This is a genomic window from Singulisphaera sp. GP187, assembly GCF_900129635.1.
Lineage (GTDB): Bacteria > Planctomycetota > Planctomycetia > Isosphaerales > Isosphaeraceae > Singulisphaera.
In genome coordinates this window covers 5,049,296-5,071,198 of record NZ_FSRB01000001.1, presented here as the reverse complement: position 1 = coordinate 5,071,198, position 21,903 = coordinate 5,049,296, and the positions used below count along the sequence as shown (strand labels likewise).

Here is a 21,903-nt window from a genome sequence, read left to right as displayed (position 1 = left end):
GAACTGATCAATGGTGCACAAGCCAGAGCAACAAGTAGGAATGTCACTTTGAAATCGTCTTGATCACAGCGTATTCTGGGTCGTATCATCGCCCATCAGAAACCCAACACACGGCCCAAGATCCAAGATGAGCCGTCCGATGAAGACGTAGGTCCGGACGGCTCGCAGTCCGGGCCGTTTGCCTCACCTCATACTCTTTCCGCTCGGAGTCTTGCATGAGCCCCTCTCGACGCCGGTCGTTTCCCTGGTACCTTGCGTTGGCGGCCGTGACGGTCGTCACGACCCTCGGCCCGCAAGCCCGCGCCCAGGGACTCAGCTACAGCGTGGACGGCACGTCCTACACGATGCAGCGTTCGCCCAAGCTGTCGGGCGCGACGAAACGGCCAGTCGTCGTGCTGCTCCACGGCATCGACGGACTCAGCGACTTCTCTCGCCCCCAGATCGAGGGCTTCGCCCGGGAGTTGGAAGCCCAGGGGTACGCGGTGTTCCTACCGACCTATTTTGATGCGAGTGACGGCGACCTGGGTAGCCTGTCCGCCCCGATTACGTCGGTCGTCACAACGCGGATTGCCCGCGTCGGGGAGTACGGCAAACGGGTGGCCGAGGCGGTGCGTGTCGCTCGGGCGGAGATGGACGTCGACTCCGCCCGCGTAGCGATCGTTGGCTTTTCGCTTGGCGGCGGACTGGCGCTGGAGCAGGCCGAGGCATCGAGCGGCGGGGTCAAGGCGGTCGTCGACTTCTTCGGCCACATCGGTTCTCCCGCCATCCTCACGAATGCCGGCAAGCTGCCGCCGACCCTCGTCTTCCACAATCACGCGGACGAGATCGTCTCCGCGTCCAACTCGAAGAACCTCATGGACAAGCTCGACAAGACGAATGTCATCCACGACGTTCACTTTCTCAATGACGAGGAAGGGGTGAAGCATCACCCCTTCAAGCCGAACGGCGAGGCCGACCAGATCGTGTGCGTCCGGTGAACCCCTTCTTGTGGCCCATGCTACGATCGGAGCATGGCCGAAAGGGGGTGAACGATGGGCCGAGTGGCAGGATCGAGAAACGGGCGGGAGCCGTACTGGCGGCTGGTTCTGGCCCGGTGGAAGCGGAGTGGACTGTCGGTCCGGGCGTTCTGCCTGGCCGAGGGCGTGAGTGCGCCGTCGTTTTATTGGTGGCGGAGGGAACTTCAGCGGCGCGACCAGCCCAAGCCCGCGTTTCTTCCTGTGCATGTGCTCGCCGACAAGGCTGAGTCGCCCGCCGGGAGCATCGAGGTCGTACTGGCCAACGGACGCTGCTTGCGGGTCGGGGCCGGGTTCGACCCCCAGACCCTCGTGCAAGTCGTTGAACTGCTCGAAGCCGGAGGACGGTCATGGTGAGCTTGGCTCCGACCGTCCGGATCTGGCTCGCGGCGCAGCCGGTCGATCTGCGAAAATCGTTCGACAGTTTGGCGGCCCTGGTCCGCGAAGGGCTCCAGGGCGATCCGCTCTCGGGAGACGTCTTCGTCTTCCGCAACAAGGCCGCCGATCGCATCAAGCTCTTGATCTGGGAAGAGGACGGATACGCGATCTGGTACAAGCGATTGGAAGCCGGCACCTTCCGCTTTCCGCCGACTCTGGAGGCTCAGCCACGCCTCGAGGTCCGCGCCGCGGACCTCGTCATGCTCCTCGAAGGGATCGACCTCTCGAGCGTGAAACGCGGCAAACGCTATCACCGACCCGTCCCCAGAGCCACGGTGTGAGTCCCCGGCCGGCCGCGGTGTTTTTCCGAAGAATCATCGAATAATATAAGGACCTCATACGTCTAAGAGGGCATGAGCGCAGACGCCCGCCCCATCACCCCTGAGACCCTTGCCGATCCCACGGCGACGTTGCCCAGTGATCCCGCCTTCCTCCAGCAGATGATCATCGAACTGCTCGCCGCCCTCCGCGACACACGGCGTCAGAACGAGGAATTGCAGCATCGCCTTGACCTCCTCTTGCGGCGGATCTACGGCCCACGCACCGAACGCTTCGACCCCAATCAGCCGCTGCTCATCCCCGACGCCTTCGAGCCGCTCGCCCCGGAACCGGAACCCGCGGCCACCGGCGACGCGGTCCCACCCGAGTCCGAACCGGGAGCGACCCCCGCGAAGAAGGCACGCCCCCACGGCCGCAGGCCCTTGCCCAAGGACCTCCGCCGCGAGCCTCGGGTCTATGAGTTGACCGAAGCCGAACGCCGCTGTCCGCAATGCGGCGAGACCCGGGCCCAGATCAGCGCCGAACGCAGCGAGCAGCTCGACTACGTGCCGGCGACCCTGTTCGTGGTCGAGCACGTGCGCTGCATTTACGCCTGCCCGCACTGCGAAGGTCAAGTCGTCACCGCCGGCAAGCCAGCCCAGCCGATCTCCAAGGGCTTGCCTGGACCGGGATTGCTCGCTCATGTGATCACGGAAAAGTATGCCGATCATATTCCGCTCCATCGCCAGGAACGCCGCCTGGCCCGGCAAGGGGTGGAGCTGTCACGCTCAACCCTCTGCGACTGGATGGCCGGCGCCGCCCAAACTCTCGAGCCGCTCTACGACCTGATGAAGACATTGATCCTGTTGTGCGGCACGATTCACACCGACGACACCTCGGTGAAGCTGCGGGACTCGGAGCGAAAGATTAAGGCCTTGGCCCGGCTCTGGATCTACTTCGGCGATTATCTTTATCCTTACAATGTTTTTGATTTCACGAGGAGCCGCAAGCGAGACGGTCCGAGTCTGTTTCTCAAGGGTTTTCGCGGTTATTTGCAGGCTGATGCCTTCAGCGGCTACGACGGCATCTACGCGGGCGGCAACGTCGTGGAGGTGGGTTGCAACGCCCACGCCCGCCGCAAGTTCGTCGAGGCGCAGAAGACGGACCTGGCGCGAGCGAGTACGGCCCTGGCCTACTACCGCCAGCTCTACGCGATCGAGAAGGGGATCAAAGCGGAGCTCGCCAAGCTGCCCGAGGACGCCGACGAGCCGACGCGGGCCGCGATTCGGCTGCGGGTCCGCCAGGAGCGGGCGGTGTCAGTTTGGGAGCGCCTCGAGAAGTGGCTGAAGGAGGAGCGACCGCAGGTGCTCCCCAAGAGTCCGATGGGAGGCGCAATCGGTTACATGGAGAACCACTGGGAGGCGTTGAAACGGTACACCAGCTCGGGCTACCTTTCGATCGACAACAACGTAGCCGAGCAACACATGAAAACGATTGCGACTGGACGAAAGAATTGGCTTTTCACCGGCAGTGAGACCGGCGGGAAGACGATGGCTGTGTTATTCAGCGTGGTGTCGAGTTGCCAGCGTCACGGTCATGACCCGTTCGTCTACTTGCGTGACGTGCTGTCCCGGTTGCCGACCCTTCCCAAAGAGAATCTGGCCGACCTTCTCCCCGACCGTTGGTCGCCTCCCCAAGTCGCCGATCCTCCGGCGACCCCAGAGGGTCCCATCGCCGACGGTTCCCCGAGCTGACAACGGCTCCCGCCGGCACTCGAAACGCGGCACGCTCCCACCGCGGAGTTCGGGCCAGGCTCGACACGGGTTGGAGAGCGCGTCGCGTCTGCTGACGCCGGATCATGACACCGCGTGGGGTTCCAACCGACGGTCACCAAATTGGCCAAGGCCCCTCGGCCAATTGCCAAGGGGGACGTGGTCCGCCGGACGCACACGCAATACCCCAGCAAGTCCACCGGCACGCGGCTCCCTGCGTCGGTCATCGCCTGGACGAAGGCGTCGTAATCGCCGGCCTTGTGGAAGACGGCCTCGCGGCGGTTGCCCCGATTGAGGACGTGATACCAGAGGCCAGCGACGGAGGCACGAGCGGTTCGCGGCATGCCACCACGATAATCGCCGTAGCTCCTGTTGTCAATAAAGTGCTATGTCCCCCTTTTTCTGCCCATCCCCATGTCTTTGGAGATGGCGTCCCCGATTTGTCTGTAGAGGGAAACCAAGTGCTGGGTGTTGACCGGCTTGTCAGCAAAACCTTGCCATTGTTGACCATCGGCATTGGTGGTTCTGGGGTCGGGTTTGAAAGGGTAGTATTGGGGATCCACATTAATTAACGCTTTTGCCCCATGACCTCCGTATATTGTAAAACTATCATGCATGAATTTATTGTATAATTGGATAAAATTGTCGGACCATACATAATAGTATGACCAGAATTCATGATCTGCATCTCGTTTTGCCTTAAGAATTTCCTCGGGCTTGCGTTCTAAGAAGTCCCCGACCATCAGGCGGTAGGAAAAGATGCGATTGATGAGCGGGCTGATTGTGCTGTAATGCTTAGCCTTTTCAGACAGAGCGGCCTCCTGAATTGTCTGGTGACGCAGAAACCTCGCTCCGAGATAGACGACCACTAAGGGCGTCGCGGCGGTTCCAATGGCTTGAATCGCATTGCAAACGATGTTGAACTGTGCGGCGGTCATGGCTCTGACCTCTTGGAGAGAATGCGACATTCGTCAACTTTGCCGGGGGGGCGGAGCGAATTTTTAATCGAATGGAGTTGAGGAACGATCTGCCAAAATTTCCTCCGTCCCTTTGTTTCCCGCGGAGGGGGTTACGCTCGATGGAGGCGAAAGAAGAAAAATCGGTGTCAGATCATAATATTTCCGATATTCGCTTCAGCGATTCATGAAAGCAAACAGCATCAATTTTTGATGGACGAGCTGTCGGAGGATGTCATCGACTTGTCTTTGCGGGGACGACCGCGGCGTCTGGCCGGCTCCAGCGGAGGCAGGCCGGGCCTCGACTCGGCCCAATCGGACGTGCCGAGCGGCTGACCCGTCAGGACCGAGCGGCGGATCGCCAGCAACTCCGCCTCCACTTGCGGGGCACATACCTTTTCACGCCAAGCGCGAGCGCATTCCTCCTCGTTTCTCCCCAGCGATCGCCATTCCGGCAGCGGCGACAAGAGGGGGTTCGGGCGGTTCTCGCCGTGCGCCGGGTAGCTTGACCAGGGATAGTCAGCGGGGTCGGTGACCATCTTCGCCCGGAGGGGATTCGCCTCGATGTAGCGAAGTACGACGATCAAATGGTCATCGTCCTGAACTACCGGGCTGCGGAACCGACCCTGCCAGACGTGCCCGACACCGCGGTAGCGTTTATGGTAGTGCCAGGTATGGGCGACCGTCAGCGACTGCATCACCCGGCTGATCGATTGGCCCGGCTCGGGGCGGATCAGCAAATGGAAGTGGTTGGTCATCAGGCAGTAGCCAAAGAGCCGGAAGGGATAGCGTGATTGCGTTTTGGCCAACGCATCAAGAAAGGCATGGTGGTCGTCTGTGTCGAGAAAGACGGGCTCGCGGTCATTGCCACGATTCATCACGTGGTAGACGAGGTTGTCGCAGATTGGTCGAGGAGGGCGTCCCATGAATCGATGCTAGGCAAGAAAACGTCTCGACTCAAGGAAAAATTATGATCTGACACCGAATTATTTTCTGATAGCAGTACCCAGCGGCCGAGGCGCGAGCGGTGCGTGGCATGGCAAGAATGGGCTTGCGAAGGGGGGAAGAGTGTCACGTGAGTAATCTTTCCAGCTTGCGCAGATTGCGTCAAGATATAGGAATGTCCAATTTTGATTTTCCAATCGAGCCTAAGGTTTCTTCGCCTCTTCGATGACCCTCAGTATTCGCGTTTGAAGAACGTGACGTTCGGATGCATGGTAGGTCTTGGTTACTTTTATTACGTGGTCATGCATTTTTTTAATAGTAGAAACGCCACTCCCGATTCGCCACGCAAGTCCCCATCCCGTCGGCACACTCACATACCATGAGGCAATGTGGCACGTCCATGAAAGGATCGTCCACTTATCCGGCCTGACTTCCAAGAGGATTCCAGTGAACTTGGGGTGTTGCTTCAAAACTCGGGACCTGACGATGGACTCCTCAATTCGTTCATAATTCTGATCCACGACGCTGACAATGCCGTGATATGTCTCGATGAAGGAAGCCCAGATTGCGTCGTTTTGAAGATCACAAACGATATCAAGCGCCTTAGGCCAAGGTAGATTCATCAGCACGGCCTGGAAATCTGGCCCCAGCAGTCCGTCTACCGAGCTCCAAAACACGTCTGGATCATGTGGGTTGATCCTGCCGTTTCTCGCTCTTTCCACAAACGGCATGCTGACCAGTCCGTTTGATCTGGACTCCCAATGGAGTAATTGCAACCTGTTGTACGCGCGTTTAACTGCCGGCTCGGCACATCCGGCACTGCTGAGTCGTGACACTATGCCATCAACGCTTATGAATCTTCTGCGATTATGGGCTAAATCCCGGATTTGGCCTACGAACGTGTCGGCTTGTGACCTGCCAAGTCCATCTCGAATGCACCTCTCAAGGTGGTTGCCAAAGGGAAGATTAATAGACAGATCCTTGATCACCAGCTCACGGAACCTAGCATCACGGCTCACCGTGGCTGGAAAGATGGAACCGTTATTTGTGAAGAGGCCATCGAGTTGCGCTCCTTGAGCGGAGATCTGCTCACCATGCTGCGTGTACTGCTCTAGCTCTCTCGCACTGCTTCGAGACGAGGCCCGGTCTCGGCTTAGCTTCTCCGTACGGTCGGCAATGTAATCAACGACCGTCGTCGAGTCTCCCAGGTGAATCTGTAAAACAGGCTGGAGAAGTGGTTGGGCCTGCGGGTTGAAGACCAATTTGTGCGAGACGCTGGACTGCCAGAAATCCGCGGGGTGGGCAACGACTTTCAGGCGTAGAAGCACATATGAAAGAAAAGACCGACGACAGAGCGCATCGTGAGGACCGGTCGCGTAGAGTCTAGCTTCTTCATCTGCCTCGATCCAATACACCGAGCCGTTGAGGGGTGGTAGGGACATTAAGTTACTCGTCAATTACTCGGAGGCCCGAATGGTTTGAGTTATCGATTTCAACACGCTTGGCAAGTCCGAGCTGGCAGCTTGATAGACGCGAGTATCAGTCAGACTACCTTTGCGAAAGAACAGCCCGAGGCTCGTTGGATGATCCTCAGCAATAATCTTCACAAGACTACATTTGGGTAAAACCTCCGCTGCCGTAAGCAGACGATCATCTCGATTATCGATGTAGATCAGGTGCGTTTCTTCATTGGGCACGCAGGCCTTCACTTTCTCCCAGAATTCGTGGTGCCCCTTGCTTGCTAGGCAGCGATCCAGCGTAAAAACCTCGTCGAATTCCGTAAGATTTATTCCCGCCGCCCGAAGTTTAAACTCGACAACCCACTGCGTCGCATCCGATGCCAGCCAACAGCTTCCGGCGTAGTGGCTGGATTGAAGCGATTCCAACACACTCGGCATAGGACAGATCAGTTGCCTCACCTGCTCGTGAAACGACTTCCACTCATCGGTAAGCCCTAGCGCGGAACAGTGAAGGCCATAATCATGCCACCTTGGATGATCGCGGTGGGTTCGCAGCGTGGACAACCACAAACGCTCGGCTTCCTTTCGCGACAGATGCCTATCAATCCCAATTGTTTGTACAATAAGATCACTCACAGCTCGTTCAAAATCAAGACTTTCCACCAGAACGCCATCGAGATCGAAAATGAAACAGAATTTCATAGCCTTCGATACCTGGCCATTGTTCTCGCTAGTACTGAATTACCGCATTCGGAGACGAAAAAGGGACATTCGTGAACGCCATGAAGCGAAGCGCAACCCTAATTGCACCATAGCCTTAGAGGCGATTATGCCCAGATCACGACGAATGAAGCTTTATGACTGCATGACTTGGCTTGATCGAAAGAGGCTTGTTTCCTAGTTAAATAGAGTGTTCTACACGTCAGCGATATTTCGTGACAAGCCAGATGAATCCGGCCGCAAGCTGCTCGCAGTTAACGACTTACGCCTTCGCTTCATGCCATTCGGGACATTCGTCAATTTTGCCGCTATCTGGGCAAAATGGGATACTATGATGAGTTTCACAGGGATAATCTTATCCAGCTTGCGCAGATTGCGTCAAGATATAGGAATGTCCCCTTTGAATTTTCCCTTTTTGGGGGGGTAGGCCATCTCTATGCACTATCCAGGGGCGTCTACATTTCCGTCAGCAGCTTGTATATCCTCTTGAAAGTTATGAAGTTCTGCTGCAGATTTTTCGATCTGCATGAGCAGTTTTTGCTGATCATTTAGTGTGGTTATAAAAGACCTAAGAGATGAGGATACTGCTCGTTTTGCTTTATTGAGCTCTGATGTGAGACTCGGCAAAGAAGCTACGATATTGAGGAAGTCGCGGATTTGGGTCTCGACCGATGACAAGGTGCTTTGAAGACTTTGGATTGCTGCAAATGATTCAGCAGCTTCGTCTCGTCGCGATTGATTTTGATAGAGCTCTGGCCAGAGGGAGATCGCTTGAGATAATGCGCTCAACCCAATCTGCATTAAATTGCGTAATTTGGGTACATCTCTGTCAAGTTTCATAGCGTAATCATTCATGTCTTTTGCGGCTTTTGCGATTATCTGCTTGGCTAAAGCCCGGGGAACCTGGCCTGCATTTGTCGCCATTTGGGTGCGGGTTGTGTGCCCGACAAGCTTGTTCCCAATCGCTTCGGTCGATTTTGCAATTCTAAGCGTGATGATGTTTGCTTCATTGAAACTGTCTTCAAATTGCTCGTTCAATTCGAATAGCCCCACCTCAACTTCCTCGGGAGGCTCTCTGCGATCATTGGGCATGCTTGCAGCTGATTCTTCTCTAGTGGATTTCGTTCTCTGTGGCAGAATTGCTTTGCTTTGCCAATCTTGAACAACTCGCGCAAGATGAAGTCGCATCAAGTTTGCAAAGTCATCTGGTGATTCGAACCGCCAATGCAGGCCACCCTCGTCGCCTAGTGATTTTCGAAAGTCCGCTACCCTGCCAAGCTGTTCTGCATCGACTTGGCTCGGTGAAACAGGTGTGTCTTTAAAATAAAACATTAAATGCATTCTGGAATTGTCTTGATCCCATCTCGCTTTGGCTCTCAGAAATTCTTCCTGAGTTCCTGACTCCGCCCGACCAGTAGGAGTTCCGAATCGATGCCACATTATTCCAATGAAAATATCAATGTCATCGGGCAATTGTTGATTTATGACGTCCTGGGCATCTTCGCCAAATCCAGGATAGGCATGTGTCTCCCAACGCACTAAATCTAAGCGTACACCGAGGGATCTGCTCCACGTATGATTCAGATCCCCAATTACTTCTTCAAGTCGGGTTCTCTCTAAGCTTACATCCGATGGAGAGGCAACAAAAACTGATAAAATGCTTTCCTGTCGTGGCATTTGTCTGTCCTCAGTCGGGTGATCGAAAAAAGACATTCGTCAATATTGTCGTTGCCTGTGGAATTTAAGCAAGTATAGATGAGAAGAAACCGGTCGCGGAAAGGGGACATTCGTCAATTTTGCCGCTATCTGGGCAAAAGGGGTTACTACGAAGAGTCTCACAGGGATAATCTTATCCAGCTTGCGCAGACTGCTTCAAGAATTAGGAATGTCCCCTTTGAATTTCCCTGGAAAGGTATAAGATATCCTTTCTGGATTTTCCGCTGCTTCGTTCCCTATATGTCGTCCAGTGCAGTAACCACGTCTTTATTTCTCCCGGGCTGCAATGCCCATCGATAAGCAGGGTGGATTTCCCAATCGTATCCAAAATCGACAAAGGATGATGAAAGGTATCTGCTTTCTTCAAAATATTGGCGTTCGATATTTGAATCGGTTTCCTTTCTTGCTGTTAAGAAATTTACCTTATACAGAAACGCGGCAAGTTCTTTGTCGGTAGCCTCTCTCCCATTGTGGAATACAAATTGTCTCTGATTCGACTGGATGTTGTTGATTTTTGCTAATAGTGCTGCTGTGGTGTAAATGAACGGTTTCGCGACTCGTTTCTTTTGAGTAGTCGGTCTCATATTTAATAAGAGAATGTCAATATTTGGAAGTTCGGTTCTGTATTCGTTGATGGTGTCCTGGAGGCGGCCTTGTGAGTATTGGTCAAATGCCGAAGTGAAATCCTGCGTTTCGATGATTGCTCCGCGACGTTCTTGCGTTTTCTGTGCAGCCAAAGTGCAAAGCTTTACAAGGTCTCGAGGGCGTCTTCGAATTAATGACATGAGCATTCGATGGGTGGGAATTCTTGACCATCCTCCGTGGCCGTAGTATGTTGGATTCATAACTCGTTCCAGCAAATTGGCAAGGGTGGATTGACCCATTGCTGTCAGCTCATCTTCGTTGAATTCTCGGCCAAGAAATGACTGAACTCTCTTCACCAACATTGCAAGAATCTCGTGATTCGTCCATGAGTACCATATCACCGATCCCTCAACTTTGTCTGTGGACTCGTCTGACGTGCGAACCAAATAATAGACATCTGATCTTAACGCAATGCGGAATTGTACGCCTGGATGTTCTTTGATCATATCTCTAGTTGCGTTCAGCAGTGACGAAAGCCTTGTAATGCTCTCGGCGTTAGCCGTCCATCCTCTGTCGAGATCGTCTATATAGACACGCACTTTGCGATGATGGAGAATTCCTTTGGCGAACTCACGTTTGCTAGCATTGATGTCAATAAATTTGTCAAGTTTTGGTTTTAATATTCGAGTTATTGCGTCGATTAGGCTGATGCCTTTCCATGTGTTTTCCGTGACAGAATCATTTTGGCTGTTTCCAAGTGCTTTCATGACCTTGTCGAAAATAATCCGAGCCAGCCCCTCTTTCCAGTTTCGGATTGATTCAAGGACGGATGCGGAAGTGGCGATTTCGTGGACGTCGTCCGGTCGGAGTAGAATTGCAACGGTGTGTGACTCGGCATCTTCTTGTTGTGCCACTTCGAATAGAGCAGATTTTCCAATTCCTTTATGGCCGACAAGAATTCTTAACGGTAAATCAGATGATGAACGTGAATAAATATTGCCTTTGAAATAGTAATCACGAAGTCGTTGAGGATTCTCATCCTCGGCTGCTTCATGACCAAACAGTTGTTGAATTGAATCGTCATCGAACTTTAGAGTTTTCATGATTTGGTGATTTTGGCTTTGGGCTCGGCAATAGGGACATTCGCCAATATCGTCGACGTCTGGTGGACTTAGTCGAGTATAGGCGAGCCGAAGCCGGCGATCAACTCGGGCCGGGCGAGTATTCCGGATTGTCGAGTCCAGGTAGGGGCCCAGAGCTATCCGCGAACCGCTCGACCGGCACTCCAACCCGATCGAGCATCGACACATAGAGGTTGCACAAAGGAGTGTCCTTAGCATAAGCGACGTGCCGCCCAGGCGATAGGGTGCCGCCGGCGCGGCCAGCTAAAACCGTCGGCAAGTCGTGGGGGTCGTGCTGGTTGCCGTCGCGGAGGGCGGAGCCGCAGAGGACCATGCTGTGGTCGAGGAGGGTGCCTTCGCCTTCGCGGATTTGCTTCATCCGGTCGAGGAGGTAGGCGCACTGTTCGAGGTGCCACATCGTGATCCGCTGGTATTGGGCCATCTTCTCGGGGTCGTTCTCGTGGTGTGAGAGCTCGTGGTGGCCCCCTTTGACGCCCTCGACGAACGAGAAGTTTTTGTTGCTGACCGAGTTGCCGAACATGAACGTGGCGATGCGGGTGGAATCGGTTTGCAGCGAGAGGAGCAGGATGTCGAGCATGAGCCGGACGTGGTCGGTGTGGTTCATCGACCGCTCGCGTAACCGGCCGGGGTCGTGTTTATACGTGTCGACGCGGCCGCCGAGGGTTTCGATGTCTTTGCGGGCTTGCGGGTCGTCGCGGTAGCGGGCGCGGCGGTCGCTGGCTTCGTAGGTGATGCGCTTCTCGACGGCGCGGACCGAGTCGAGGTACTCGTCGAGCTTGCGGCGGTCGTGCTGGCCGACCTGGTCGCGGAGGGCTTTCGTGTCGTCGGCGACGAGGTCGAGGACGCTCAGGTCGTCACGCCCGGCGCGGCCGGCGGCGTGGGAGCGGAAGAGGCGGTCGAAGGCGAGTGATGGGTTGATCTCGCGGGCGACCGGGGTGGTCGGGCTCGACCAGGAGATGTGCGAGCCGTAGAGCCGGGTGTAGCCGACGTTGGTGTCGACGCCGGTCGTGACCGGCTCGACGCCGAGCTCGAGCGACGGGATCGGGGTCTGCACGCCGATCCGCTTGGCCGCGAGCTGGTCCATCGAGACGCCCCCCGCGTTCAGGTCGGCGCCCGTCGTGCGGTGGATCGTCGTGCCGGTCAGCCAGGCGGCGTCCTTGACGTAATGGCCGTCACCGGTGAACGTCCCTTGATTGCTCAAGCGGCTGAGCACGAGGATGTCGTCCTTGAACCGGGCCAACGGCTCGAGGATCGGGGAGAGCGCGAAGTCCTTGCCCTGGCTGGTCGGGGTCCAAGTCTTCGGGTTGCAGCCGTTGGGCCAGAACAGGCAGGCCATCCGGACCGGCGGTTTGTCGTCAATGGGGGCGCCGCTGGTGGGAGAGGTGGCGGCCAGGGCGGTCGCGAGGGGGCGCATCGCCTCCAGCAAGGGGAGGCCGACCATCGCGCCTGCACCTCGAAGGACGGTTCGCCGGGTGATCGGTCGGTTTTTGAGACTCATGTCAGTGCGCCCCTTGCCGTTCGTTGCGCCGGTTCTGGAACGGGAAGCTCTTGGCCACCGCGACGATCAAGGCCGTTCCGCGGTGTTCGTTCGCTTCCAGCTCCGCCATGACTTGTTTCACGGTCGGGATGTCGTAGTATTCCACGCCCCGCCTGAGGGCGTAAGCGAGCATGCGCTCGACGAGGTTGCGGAGGAAGAGCTCGCGCTTCGACGCGGCCAGGATCGCCTTCAAGGCCGCCGCGCCTGAGAAATCTTCGCCGGTCGTCAGCTTGCCCGAGGCGTCGACCGGCTCGTCGTTGATCTTGTCGCGCCAGCGGCCGAGGACGTCGAAGTTCTCGAGGCCGAAGCCGAGCGGGTCGAGCCGGGCGTGGCACGAGGCGCAGTTGACGTCCTTGCGGTGCTGCTCGAGCCGCTGGCGGAAGGTCATGCCGTCCTTGACCCGGTCGTCGGGCGGGAGCGCCTTGATCATGGGAGGCGGCGGGGGCGGGGGCGTGCCGAGGATTTCTTCGAGCACCCACTTGCCGCGGAGCACCGGGCTGGTCCGCCTCGGGTACGAGGTGAGGGTCAGCACGGCCGCCATGCCGAGCACGCCGCCTCGGTTGCGATCCTTGAGCGCGACCCGGCGGAAGTCGGGGCCGGTCACGCCTTCGATGCCGTAGTGCTTGGCCAGACGCTCGTTGAGGTACGTGTACTCGGAGTCGAGCAGCTCGAGGACCGGGCGGTCGTCGCGGAAGAGCGCGTGGCAGTAGGCGATCGCTTCCTCGGCCATCGCGTCGCGGAGCTCGGCCGTGTACTCGGGGAAGAGCCGCTTGTCGGGCTCGGCGAGCTCGGCCAGGTTGGCGACGCGGAGCCACTGGCCGGCGAAGTCCTCGGCCAGCGCCCGCGACTTCGGGTCGGCGAGCATCCGCCGCACTTGCCCCTCGAGGACGGCCGGGTCGTGCAGGCGGCCGGCGTCGGCGAGGTCGGAGAGCGCGTCGTCGGGCATCGACGACCAGAGGAAGTACGAGAGTCGGCAGGCGAGCTCGTGGTCGGAGACGGTGTACGGGGCGTCGGGGTCGGCTTTGGCGTCGGTCTTGGCCTTGGTGTCGGACCGGTCGCGCTCGACGAGGTAGAGGAAGTTCGGCGAGACGAGCGAGGCGCGGAGGGCGAGTCGGACGGCGTCGTCGAAGCTGTCGCCGCGGGCGTCGGCGTGGTGGAAGAGGCGGAGCAGGCGGTCGACTTCGAGGTCGCTGACCGGGCGGCGGAAGGCGCGGCGGGCGAAGGTCGCGACGCAGCGGCGGGCGGCTTGCTCTTTGGAGAGGTCGGGGCCGGGGCGGGCGATCAGGTAGCGGGCCGGGTCGGCCTCGGCGAGCACGCCGGCGGCGGCGGTCAGGTATTTTTCGAGGAGGATCGGGGGGACGAAGAGGGTGGCCGCGTTGTTGTCGAACCCGCCTCCGCCGCCGCCGTCGGCGGGGAAGGTCTGGGCCGGGCGGGCATCGACGCCGAGCAAGTCGCGGACGGTGTTGTTGTACTGCCGGCGCGTCAGGCGCTGAACGATGCTGGGGCCGGGGTCGTTGACCCCTTCGATGGCGTCGAGGACGGCCTGAATCGAGGTGGCCGCCCGCTGCCGCTCGTCCTCGTTGGGGCCGGCCTTGTTGCCCGGCGGCGGCATCGAGCGCTCGGTCAGGGCGTCGAGCACCTTGACCCAGAGCTCGGGATCGCCGCGGAGTGCCTCCTCGTCCGCGAACTTCGCGAGGTTGACGCCCCCCTTCGGCTTCTTTTCGCCGTGACAGCGCAGGCAGTGCTTCTGGAGCAGCGGCTGGACGTTGAGGTCGAAGCCGTCACCCCGGGCCGGGGCCGGAGCCTGAAGCAGCAGAGTCAGCAGTGCCGTGGCCAAGGCCGGCGACCACCGGGCGGTTGCGGTTCGGGGCATAGCGGGTTCCCGGTCGAGGCAGGGCAGGGCGGTCGATCTAGCGGGGTGGCGCAGTGCGGTTGCAATTCGGTGCGGGCGGGCTCGTCGTCTCCATCCCACGGGATTGCATTCTAGGGAGCGACAATCCTGTCATGATTGTACCTATTATTTGCGGCTAAGCCACTCCGGATCGCCGCGGGGCGAATTTGCATGGTCCGACTCTTGTCGGGTGGGGACGGCCCACCAGGTTTCGTCTAGGAAAAACGAAGAGTGGCCTGTGCCCGTCAATCCGGTCGGTGTCGCTCCGAAGGGCTGAAGGATTAAATTTAGATTTGATCTCATTTTGCTTTCATGGGCTTGCGTCCCTGGTTATGAACGGTCGCCCCTTCGGGCTGCAACGGACCCGTTAACTCATAAATCGAGTCTGTCGCAAAGAAACCGGGCCGTCTGTCTGCTCCGGAGGGTGAAATTCGCGGGAGAAACTCGTTCCCACGCTCTGCGTGGGAACGAGATCCCGGTATCCTTGCTACGGTCTCATTTGTGGTGATGGTGCCGAACCGATATGCCTCAGAGTGACCGACTTCGTCCCGCCGGGCTGACTGGCAATTCGTGGGAGAAACTTGTTCTCACGCTCTGCGTGGGAATGAGATCCCGGTTTCCTGCCACAGTCTCGAATATTATGTGATTTTTGTGATTAAGACGTGATGATTCTCTATAAAACGTGTTGCGTTTTGATTTTGAATTCATGGCACTTGGGAATCATTCGCCGTTGTGTCGACGGCGTGTCGTGCGCGGCACCAGTGAGGGAGATGACCATGTCGAGAGTGAAGCGGTGGAATGTCGGCCTGGCGGCGAGCGCCTGGGAGATCCTGGCCGCCGTTCTGAGCGCGGCCCAGCGGCAGGAGGTGGGGAGCCGAGCCCACGACCTGGTGCGGCGGGCGAAGCTGATCCTTGAGGAGCAGCGCGAGGGTTTGCCGGTGATCGCCGAGGTTGCGGCGGCCCTGGGACTGAGCCCCAGCCACCTCCAGCACCTGTTCAAGCAACAGACCGGGCAGTCCCCCTATCAGTACCATCTCCAGTTGAAGATCCAGCGGGCGGCCGAGATGCTTCGCGGGTCCGACTTGCCGGTCAAGCAGATCGCGCAGATCTTGCAATTCCGGAGCGTGTACCACTTTTCGACCCTCTTCAAGAAGAAGACCGGGCTGTCGCCCAGCGGGTGGCGGGCCGACAGTCAGGGCGGAGAAAGGCTCGAAGCTTCGGATGAGACGGTGCTGCCACCTCGGGACCAGAAGCGCCGTTGAGCCTTCTGAAGCTCAACGAACGATCGGTGGGAACGTCACCAACACCAGGTCTGGCCGCTCGTCGGCGCTACGAACCGGCTTGTTGTTTCCATAAAAGACGTTGAATGCGGCCCGTTTTGGCGGAACTGATAGGGCTCGCAAGAGGTGCGACTGGAAATCACTGCTGGATTGGCTCAATGCCTACGACCCTTGCGGTCGATGCTGAGTGAGTGAAAAGCCGTCAATCGCGAGAGACCGTGCCTTTCTCGAGATTCCGACGAGGCGTGCCATCTTTTGTTCGCCTTTGCTCACGATCGCACTCAATCTTCGAGTTGAGATTTGCTAAAATCTTGGATCATCTTGATTGCGGCGAGCCTCGGTTCCGGCGTGCCCGAGGAGCGAGGACCCGAACCCGGGCGGGGTGGGGCAACCTCGGTCGTTGCGCGGCCCGAGGATGCCATCAAGCCAAGGATCGATGCGGGTTTGACGCGAGTGGCGGATCCGCCGAGCCGATTCGGTGGGCCGGCGGCTCCGCCTGCCGAGGGGCCAGGGGCAGGGGGGGCGAATGGGGGGCCGGACGGTGGCAATCCGCCGACGGTGGGCGGAGCGGGCAGCACGGCCATCAGTGCGAACCCGGCCGCGGTGAACATTTTGACCGGGACGGCGGCGTTGGGCCGCTTCTTCGGGCTCAAGGACGAATCGGGGATCCGGCTGGGGGGGCTCTGGGTCGGCGACGCCAGTGGCGTCGTCGCCGGCGGGCGGCATCCGGGAGATTGGGGGCTCAACAGCCTGACGGTCTTCGACCTCAGCTTCGACAGCGAGAAGCTCGGGGGCTGGAAGGGGGGGATGCTCGGCACCCAGTTCCTCCAGTTCAGCGGCCAGCCGACCAACGACCTCGCGGGCGCATTCCCAGGGTTTGACTCGCTCGAGGTGGTGCCTCCGTTGGTTCGCCAGGAGCTCTACCAGCTCTGGTATCGCCAGTCGTTGTGGGATGACCGGCTCGTCTTCCGGATCGGTAAGTTGGTTCCCACCTATGACTTCAATAACGTGGTGCGGCCCGTGCCGGTGCAGGACGCCGACGCGGCGATCCCGGCGGTCTCGGGCTTGATCTACACCCCGATCTTCGTGAACCCGACGATGCTCGGCAAGATTCCGGGCTATTACAACTCGGCCACCGGGCTCACGGTCTCGCTCGCTCCCACGAAGAAAACCTATCTGAATTATGGCGTTTACGACGGGAACCTGGCCTTGAACCGACAGACCGGGCTCGAAGGCCCGCATTTCAACGGCTACTACTTCCACATCGGGGAGGCTGGGTTTGCCTACCGCGCCGGCGCCCAGCGCAAGCCGGGGAACTTCGGCATCGGTTTCTGGGGGCAGACCGGCATGCTGAAGGCGTTTGACCACTCCATGGTCCATGGCGCCAACGGCATGTACTTCTTCGGCGCCCAGCGGCTCTGGTTCCGCCACCCCGGGCGCGACAACAGCGGGGTCAGCGGCTTCTACCAGTTCGGCGCGAACAACTCCAACACGATGCTCGCCCGCCAGTACTTCGGCGGTGGGTTCACCGGCTTCGGCCTGGTCCCCGGCCGCCCCGATGACTCCATGGGTTGCGGCCTCGCCTGGACCTTTATGAACACCGACCCCAACGCCGGCCGTGTGTTCTTCCCCGATGCGCCTAAGGGGCCCATGCCGCTCAGCCCGAGCCAGCTCATGATGTCCGTTTACTACCAGATGCAGTTGTTCCCCGGCTGCTTCTTTCAGCCCAACCTCACGTACATCCCGACCCCGGGGCAGAACGAAGCCATTCCCTCCGCGCTCGCCGTGACCTTTCGCCTCGTCGTCCTCTTTTAAGAGGTATGCGGCCGATCTCGGCGATTTCCCGGAAGGTCGGGTAGCCCGGGCCCGTGACGTTGTAGGCGCCTCGTGTGATCGTTGAGTTTTGAAACGAAAGCTGTGCAGAAGTCGTGATAACTATCCTGTGGCCAGCCGGAAGAGGGCGGTCAGCACGGCGAGGGTGAGAAGCACGAGGCCGAGACCGCCGAGGGTCATGACCTTCTCGCGATCCCCATGCGCGTGGAGCCAGGGGCCGAGCACGCGGGTCAGGATCGGCATGACGCCCCATTGGAGGATGGAGACGCTGAGGGCGTTGCCGATCAGCATCGACACCGCCAACCCCAATGGCGACGTGTAGGGGCCGACGAAGATCGTCAGCAGCATCACCGTGGGGAAAAGTCCGAGGAGGACGGTCAGGACCATTTTCCAGGCGGGGGGCGCGGCCTCAGGACTGCGGCCCATCCCGGCGAACCAGGGGCCGAAGCCGCCTTGGACTTTTTTCAGGTCGAAGGCCCCGACCTTCGCCTTGAGCGCCGCGAGCCGTTGGGTTCGGACGGGCGATTGGAGCCACTCGTCGAGTGACGAATCGTCCTCGAAATGGATCAGGACGACCCACTCGTCCCGCTGGCCTTCGGCCGGGGGGAAGACGTCGGTGCCGCAGTAGCCGCGAAAGGCCTCGGCGGTTTCGGTGACGTCGCGCTGCCAGTCGAGAAACCAGTCCACGTCGGCCGCGGGAATCGTCTGCACCACAACGGCGGAGGCTCGGGAGAGACGCACGTCCACGCTTGAGTTCCTCAATTCAATAAAGTCGAACAGAAGAGACGTACGCCTCGGGCCGCCTTGCGGCGAAGGCGGCCCGGAGGAGTCTTTTTGAGACTGTCGCAAGGATCCCGGGATCTCGTTCCCACGCAGAGCGTGGGAACGTGTTTCTCCCGCAAATTTCGGCCTCCGGGGCAGGCAGACGGCTCGGTTTCCTTGCGGCAGACTCATCTGTTTATCAAACGCCTGCTTTTTTGTAAGCACGTTTGCCGGCGATCCAGGTCTCGTCGATGTTGCGGTCGTCGCCGACCGACATGACTCCGAAGAGGAGTTGAGCGGCCTGGTCGATGGTCTCGGGGGTCTCGCTGGTGGTGATGAGCGACTGATGCCACCGCATGGCCGACTGGCCCGCATTCCAGTCGAGGACCACGAAGTCGGCCTCCTTGCCCTTGTCGAAGTTGCCCAGCAACTCGTCGAGGTAGAGGGCGCGGGCGCCGCCGAGCGTGGCCAGGTAGAACGCGCGATAGGGGCCGAGCTTGTTGCGGTCGGCCTCGGCGAGGTCTTGCTCGCGCGGGTTGACCGAGCCGTCGAGCATCGTGTTGTTACACATGCCGACCTTATACGCTTCTTCCAGGACGCGAATCATGCTGAAGGCATTGCCGCCCCCCATGTCGCAGCCCAGGGAAACGCGGACGGGGTGCTCGGGGTCGGTCGCCCGGCCGAGCCGGAACAAGCCGCTCCCCAGGAAGAGGTTCGAGAGCGGGCAGAAGCAGACCGAGGCGCCCGCCTTCGAGAACCGGCGGAACTCGTCGTTGGACAGCCAGACGGCGTGCCCCGCGGTGAATTTCGGCCCGAGGAGCCCGTGCTTCTCGTGGACGTGGGTGTAGTCGGTGCAGTCGGGGTAGTTCTCGCGTGCCGAGCGGATCTCGGACGGGTTTTCCGAGATGTGGGTGTTGACCCAGCAGTCGGGATACTTCGTCTTCAACTGGCTGCAACGGTCCATCATCTCGGACGTACAGCCCACGGCGAATCGGGGCGTGATCGCGTAAAGGTTGCGGCCTTTGCGATGGTAACGCTCGATCAGACGCTCGGATTCGTTGTAGAAGTCGTCGGGCGTGATACAGAAGTCGTCGGGCGCAAACCGGTCGATGCCGGTCAGGCCCGAGATCACGCGCATCTCGCGCCGGGTGGCTTCGTCGAAGAACTCCTCGGTCGAGACCGGGCTGCTGGTGGTGAACGCCTGGCAGGTTGTGGTGCCGCCGGCCAGCAGGGCGTCGAAGAAGTGTTTGGCCGCTTCGCGCGCGTAGTCGCGGTCGCGATATTTGAGCTCTTCGGGGAAGATCCAGTTCTGGAGCCAGTCGAGCAATTGGCTGCCGTAGGCGCCCAGCACGCGGACCTGGGGGAAGTGGATATGCCCGTCGATGAAGCCGGGGAGGATCAGGCGATTCTTGATGTGGGTGATCGGAACCCCCGGGTGGCGGGGCGCGACCTCTTCGAAGTCGCCGAAATCCACGACCCGACCGTCCTTGACCACGAGCAAGCCGTCTGGGGTGTACCGGGCGGCCTCATGCTCGCGTCCCTGGTGCTTCCAAGGGTCATCGACAAAATCGAAGAATGAGCCGCGAATCGCAGAACTAGCGCCCGCCATCAGTCTGGCTCCGTTCGAGGAGGCTGAGTGCAGCGAAACGCGACGTCGCGTGTGGACTGCCTCGGGAATCCTAGTGTATTCCCCGCCTACACACTATTAGCACAGGATTTTGAGCGTGGCGGTAAAACGCGGGACGGAGTCCGCTTTCGATCGATAATCCCATGATATTTTAGGAGCCATGATTCATGTCAAAAAAGACAAAAAGCCGGAGAATTGATCGTCCAATTCTTGGCTCCCGCGATTTTTTCAAGACAATCGTGGCGGGATCGGTTCCCCGGGAGGCACTACTCAGGAAGCGAACGGTGGGTCGGGGAGGTTCGAATCGATGACGAGCGGGCCATCGGGCGCGTTGCTCATGAAGCAGCTTCGCGCCCTCTGCGACGGCGGGGCGGTCGGGGGGTTGGCGGACGGGCCGTTGCTGGACCGGTTCCTCGGCCGCCGCGACGCCTCGGCTGAGGCGGCGTTCGGAGCCTTGGTCGAGCGGCATGGGCCGATGGTCTTTCGGGTCTGTCGCGCGATCCTTCGCGATCCGCATGACGCCGAGGACGCTTCGCAGGCGGTCTTCCTCATTCTGGCGCGGCGGGCCGGGGCGATCCGGAATCGCGACTCGGTGGCGAGCTGGCTCTTCGGGGTCGCCTGCCGCGTATCGGCCCGAGCCAAGGTCGACGCGGCCCGCCGCCGCGAGCGCGAGTGGCGCGGAGCCGAGCGTGCCGCGCAGACGGCCAGCGCGGACCGAGGCTCGTCCGAAGCCCGCGAGCGGCTCTATGAGGAACTCGAGCGGCTGCCCGAAGCGTACCGGGCGGTGATCGTACTCTGCGACCTCGAAGGTCTGACCCACGAGCAGGCTGCGCACCAGCTTCGAGGGTCAGTCAGGACGGTCCAGAGGCGGCTCGAGCAAGGGCGGCAACGACTGCGACGGCGACTTTCCTCGCAAACCGCCTCGCTTGCGAGCGGCCTGCCAATCGCGCCGGAGGCCGTTTCGGCGGCCTGCGTCGAAACTACGGCCCGGGCCGCAGTCTGGTTTGTGACGAATCCAGGGATGCTGACGGCCGGTTCGGTTCCGGCGTCGGTTGTCACGCTTGCCGAAGGAGTACTCAAGACCATGGCTCTGAATACGCTCAAGTTGACCGCGATCGCCTGCTTCTCGGCCGGCATCGTTGCGGGAGGGCTCGTCACCCAGGTTCGTAGCGCCGCCGGTCCGCCGCCGGCCGCCAGTCCGCCCCGCACCGAGATCGACCCCGGACCGCGGGTCGTCGCTGCCCTCGCACCGGCCGAGAAGGAGAAGGAGAAGGCGAAGGAGGCGGTCCGCGAACTCACGCTCGACGACGGCAAGCCGGCCGGCAAGAAGAGCATCGCCGGGAGCGGTCATGCCGTCCGGTTCGAATCCCCGGGCGACGGCTGGACGCTCACCTCGGTCCGTCTCCACGGCTCTCGGTACGGGTATCCCAAACCCCCTAACGAGGACTTCACGGTCTACCTTTGCGATGAGAACTTCCAGCAGATCGCCGCCTTCCCGTTCCCCTACTCCACCTTCAAACGAGGGCCGGAGGATTGGGTCAGAATGGCCTTGAAGCCGACCAAGGTCCCCGCCAAGTTCATCGTTTGCGTCGGGTTCAACCCCGCCGCGACGAAAGGGGTGTATGTCAGCCACGACGGGCAAAAGAAGAAGAAGGATGGGGACAGCCCTTCGTCGTTCACCGGCCTCCCCGGCGATACACCGCAGCCCTTCGCCCAGGGAAACTGGCTGATCCGGGTTCGCCTCGAGCCTCCGAAGAAAGCCGGCACCTCCGGCTGACCGTGACAACCAGCCACCGTACGAGACGAGGCGGCCCCATCCCGAAGAGAGGGAATGGCGGAGCAGCGTCTCTCGCCGATGAAAAGGGGCAAGGCGGTCCCAAGACAGGTGAGCTCCCTGACTTCATATAAGCCAGGGAACCGCCCCCCTATGCGGTCTGAGTATTTGTGATTACGAACTGAAAATAGGGA

Annotated in this window: 18 protein-coding genes; 8 read left to right on the top strand and 10 right to left on the bottom strand. The window is 59.6% G+C overall.

The genetic code is table 11. The annotated features are described in order from the left end of the window. Positions 1-215 precede the first annotated feature (215 nt). The 5 genes from BUS42_RS19645 to BUS42_RS43730 all read left to right on the top strand — a co-directional run bounded on the left by BUS42_RS19645 (position 216) and on the right by BUS42_RS43730 (position 3,730). Positions 216-977, top strand: a complete 762-nt coding sequence (locus tag BUS42_RS19645; RefSeq protein ID WP_074308974.1) for a dienelactone hydrolase family protein — start codon at positions 216-218, stop codon at positions 975-977. Between the two features lie 54 nt (positions 978-1,031). Then, positions 1,032-1,370 carry an IS66 family insertion sequence element accessory protein TnpA gene (gene tnpA / locus BUS42_RS19640; RefSeq protein ID WP_074306291.1) on the top strand — a complete coding sequence of 113 codons (339 nt, stop codon included), beginning with the start codon at positions 1,032-1,034 and terminating at the stop codon, positions 1,368-1,370. After that, the gene (tnpB, locus tag BUS42_RS19635; protein ID WP_074306290.1) at positions 1,364-1,732 is read left to right on the top strand and encodes an IS66 family insertion sequence element accessory protein TnpB; all 369 of its coding nucleotides are present in this window, start codon (positions 1,364-1,366) and stop codon (positions 1,730-1,732) included. The genes tnpA and tnpB overlap by 7 nt, the downstream gene beginning before the upstream one ends. A gap of 72 nt (positions 1,733-1,804) precedes the next feature. After that, the gene (gene tnpC, locus BUS42_RS19630; protein WP_074308972.1) at positions 1,805-3,463 is read left to right on the top strand and encodes an IS66 family transposase; all 1,659 of its coding nucleotides are present in this window, start codon (positions 1,805-1,807) and stop codon (positions 3,461-3,463) included. A gap of 114 nt (positions 3,464-3,577) precedes the next feature. Beyond that, a complete protein-coding gene (locus BUS42_RS43730) occupies positions 3,578-3,730 on the top strand; it encodes a hypothetical protein (RefSeq protein ID WP_159452261.1) in 153 nt (50 codons plus the stop codon). Between the two features lie 137 nt (positions 3,731-3,867). On the opposite strand, the gene BUS42_RS19625 is transcribed toward BUS42_RS43730, so the two are convergent. The 8 genes from BUS42_RS19625 to BUS42_RS19590 form a co-directional block, all read right to left on the bottom strand. After that, positions 3,868-4,419: a hypothetical protein gene (locus BUS42_RS19625; RefSeq protein ID WP_074308970.1), complete on the bottom strand. Its 552-nt coding sequence runs from the start codon at positions 4,417-4,419 to the stop codon at positions 3,868-3,870. A 221-nt stretch (positions 4,420-4,640) separates the two neighbouring features. Then, on the bottom strand, positions 4,641-5,363 hold the full coding sequence (locus BUS42_RS19620; RefSeq protein ID WP_074308968.1) for an REP-associated tyrosine transposase: 723 nt from the start codon (positions 5,361-5,363) through the stop codon (positions 4,641-4,643). A 222-nt stretch (positions 5,364-5,585) separates the two neighbouring features. After that, on the bottom strand, positions 5,586-6,824 hold the full coding sequence (locus BUS42_RS19615; protein WP_074308966.1) for a hypothetical protein: 1,239 nt from the start codon (positions 6,822-6,824) through the stop codon (positions 5,586-5,588). 15 nt (positions 6,825-6,839) lie between these two features. Next, positions 6,840-7,544, bottom strand: coding sequence for an HAD family hydrolase (locus BUS42_RS19610; protein WP_074308964.1), 705 nt, complete (start codon positions 7,542-7,544; stop codon positions 6,840-6,842). Positions 7,545-8,003: 459 nt separating this feature from the next. Continuing rightward, entirely contained in the window at positions 8,004-9,239 is a 1,236-nt protein-coding gene (locus BUS42_RS42870) for a DUF4062 domain-containing protein (protein WP_159452260.1), read from the bottom strand. Between the two features lie 275 nt (positions 9,240-9,514). Further along, entirely contained in the window at positions 9,515-10,966 is a 1,452-nt protein-coding gene (locus BUS42_RS19600) for a P-loop ATPase, Sll1717 family (RefSeq protein WP_074308960.1), read from the bottom strand. Between the two features lie 100 nt (positions 10,967-11,066). Continuing rightward, positions 11,067-12,503, bottom strand: a complete 1,437-nt coding sequence (locus BUS42_RS19595; protein ID WP_074308958.1) for a DUF1552 domain-containing protein — start codon at positions 12,501-12,503, stop codon at positions 11,067-11,069. Position 12,504: 1 nt separating this feature from the next. Continuing rightward, positions 12,505-14,415 carry a DUF1592 domain-containing protein gene (locus BUS42_RS19590; RefSeq protein ID WP_074308955.1) on the bottom strand — a complete coding sequence of 637 codons (1,911 nt, stop codon included), beginning with the start codon at positions 14,413-14,415 and terminating at the stop codon, positions 12,505-12,507. A 794-nt stretch (positions 14,416-15,209) separates the two neighbouring features. Between BUS42_RS19590 and BUS42_RS19585 the strand changes: the two genes are divergently transcribed. Further along, positions 15,210-15,695 carry a helix-turn-helix transcriptional regulator gene (locus BUS42_RS19585; RefSeq protein ID WP_074308953.1) on the top strand — a complete coding sequence of 162 codons (486 nt, stop codon included), beginning with the start codon at positions 15,210-15,212 and terminating at the stop codon, positions 15,693-15,695. Positions 15,696-16,013: 318 nt separating this feature from the next. Continuing rightward, positions 16,014-17,528, top strand: coding sequence for a carbohydrate porin (locus BUS42_RS19580; RefSeq protein WP_254053620.1), 1,515 nt, complete (start codon positions 16,014-16,016; stop codon positions 17,526-17,528). A 120-nt stretch (positions 17,529-17,648) separates the two neighbouring features. Here BUS42_RS19580 and BUS42_RS19575 read toward each other — a convergent pair whose 3' ends face one another. Next, positions 17,649-18,293 (bottom strand): putative antibiotic biosynthesis monooxygenase, encoded by a 645-nt coding sequence (locus tag BUS42_RS19575; protein WP_074308951.1) that lies wholly within the window; start codon positions 18,291-18,293, stop codon positions 17,649-17,651. 214 nt (positions 18,294-18,507) lie between these two features. Further along, the gene (gene guaD / locus BUS42_RS19570; RefSeq protein ID WP_074308949.1) at positions 18,508-19,917 is read right to left on the bottom strand and encodes a guanine deaminase; all 1,410 of its coding nucleotides are present in this window, start codon (positions 19,915-19,917) and stop codon (positions 18,508-18,510) included. 325 nt (positions 19,918-20,242) lie between these two features. Between guaD and BUS42_RS19565 the strand changes: the two genes are divergently transcribed. Beyond that, the gene (locus BUS42_RS19565; protein WP_074308947.1) at positions 20,243-21,712 is read left to right on the top strand and encodes an RNA polymerase sigma factor; all 1,470 of its coding nucleotides are present in this window, start codon (positions 20,243-20,245) and stop codon (positions 21,710-21,712) included. Positions 21,713-21,903: the final 191 nt, after the last annotated feature.

Excerpts from the sequence above, each read along its gene's own strand:
- BUS42_RS19645 (WP_074308974.1), top strand. The coding sequence starts at position 216 with ATGAGCCCCTCTCGACGCCGGTCGTTTCCCTGGTACCTTGCGTTGGCG.
- tnpA (WP_074306291.1), top strand. The coding sequence starts at position 1,032 with ATGGGCCGAGTGGCAGGATCGAGAAACGGGCGGGAGCCGTACTGGCGG.
- tnpB (WP_074306290.1), top strand. The coding sequence starts at position 1,364 with ATGGTGAGCTTGGCTCCGACCGTCCGGATCTGGCTCGCGGCGCAGCCG.
- tnpC (WP_074308972.1), top strand. The coding sequence starts at position 1,805 with ATGAGCGCAGACGCCCGCCCCATCACCCCTGAGACCCTTGCCGATCCC.
- BUS42_RS19625 (WP_074308970.1), bottom strand. The coding sequence starts at position 4,419 with ATGACCGCCGCACAGTTCAACATCGTTTGCAATGCGATTCAAGCCATT.
- BUS42_RS19620 (WP_074308968.1), bottom strand. The coding sequence starts at position 5,363 with ATGGGACGCCCTCCTCGACCAATCTGCGACAACCTCGTCTACCACGTG.
- BUS42_RS19615 (WP_074308966.1), bottom strand. The coding sequence starts at position 6,824 with ATGTCCCTACCACCCCTCAACGGCTCGGTGTATTGGATCGAGGCAGAT.
- BUS42_RS19610 (WP_074308964.1), bottom strand. The coding sequence starts at position 7,544 with ATGAAATTCTGTTTCATTTTCGATCTCGATGGCGTTCTGGTGGAAAGT.
- BUS42_RS42870 (WP_159452260.1), bottom strand. The coding sequence starts at position 9,239 with ATGCCACGACAGGAAAGCATTTTATCAGTTTTTGTTGCCTCTCCATCG.
- BUS42_RS19600 (WP_074308960.1), bottom strand. The coding sequence starts at position 10,966 with ATGAAAACTCTAAAGTTCGATGACGATTCAATTCAACAACTGTTTGGT.
- BUS42_RS19595 (WP_074308958.1), bottom strand. The coding sequence starts at position 12,503 with ATGAGTCTCAAAAACCGACCGATCACCCGGCGAACCGTCCTTCGAGGT.
- BUS42_RS19590 (WP_074308955.1), bottom strand. The coding sequence starts at position 14,415 with ATGCCCCGAACCGCAACCGCCCGGTGGTCGCCGGCCTTGGCCACGGCA.
- BUS42_RS19585 (WP_074308953.1), top strand. The coding sequence starts at position 15,210 with ATGTCGAGAGTGAAGCGGTGGAATGTCGGCCTGGCGGCGAGCGCCTGG.
- guaD (WP_074308949.1), bottom strand. The coding sequence starts at position 19,917 with ATGGCGGGCGCTAGTTCTGCGATTCGCGGCTCATTCTTCGATTTTGTC.
- BUS42_RS19565 (WP_074308947.1), top strand. The coding sequence starts at position 20,243 with ATGACGAGCGGGCCATCGGGCGCGTTGCTCATGAAGCAGCTTCGCGCC.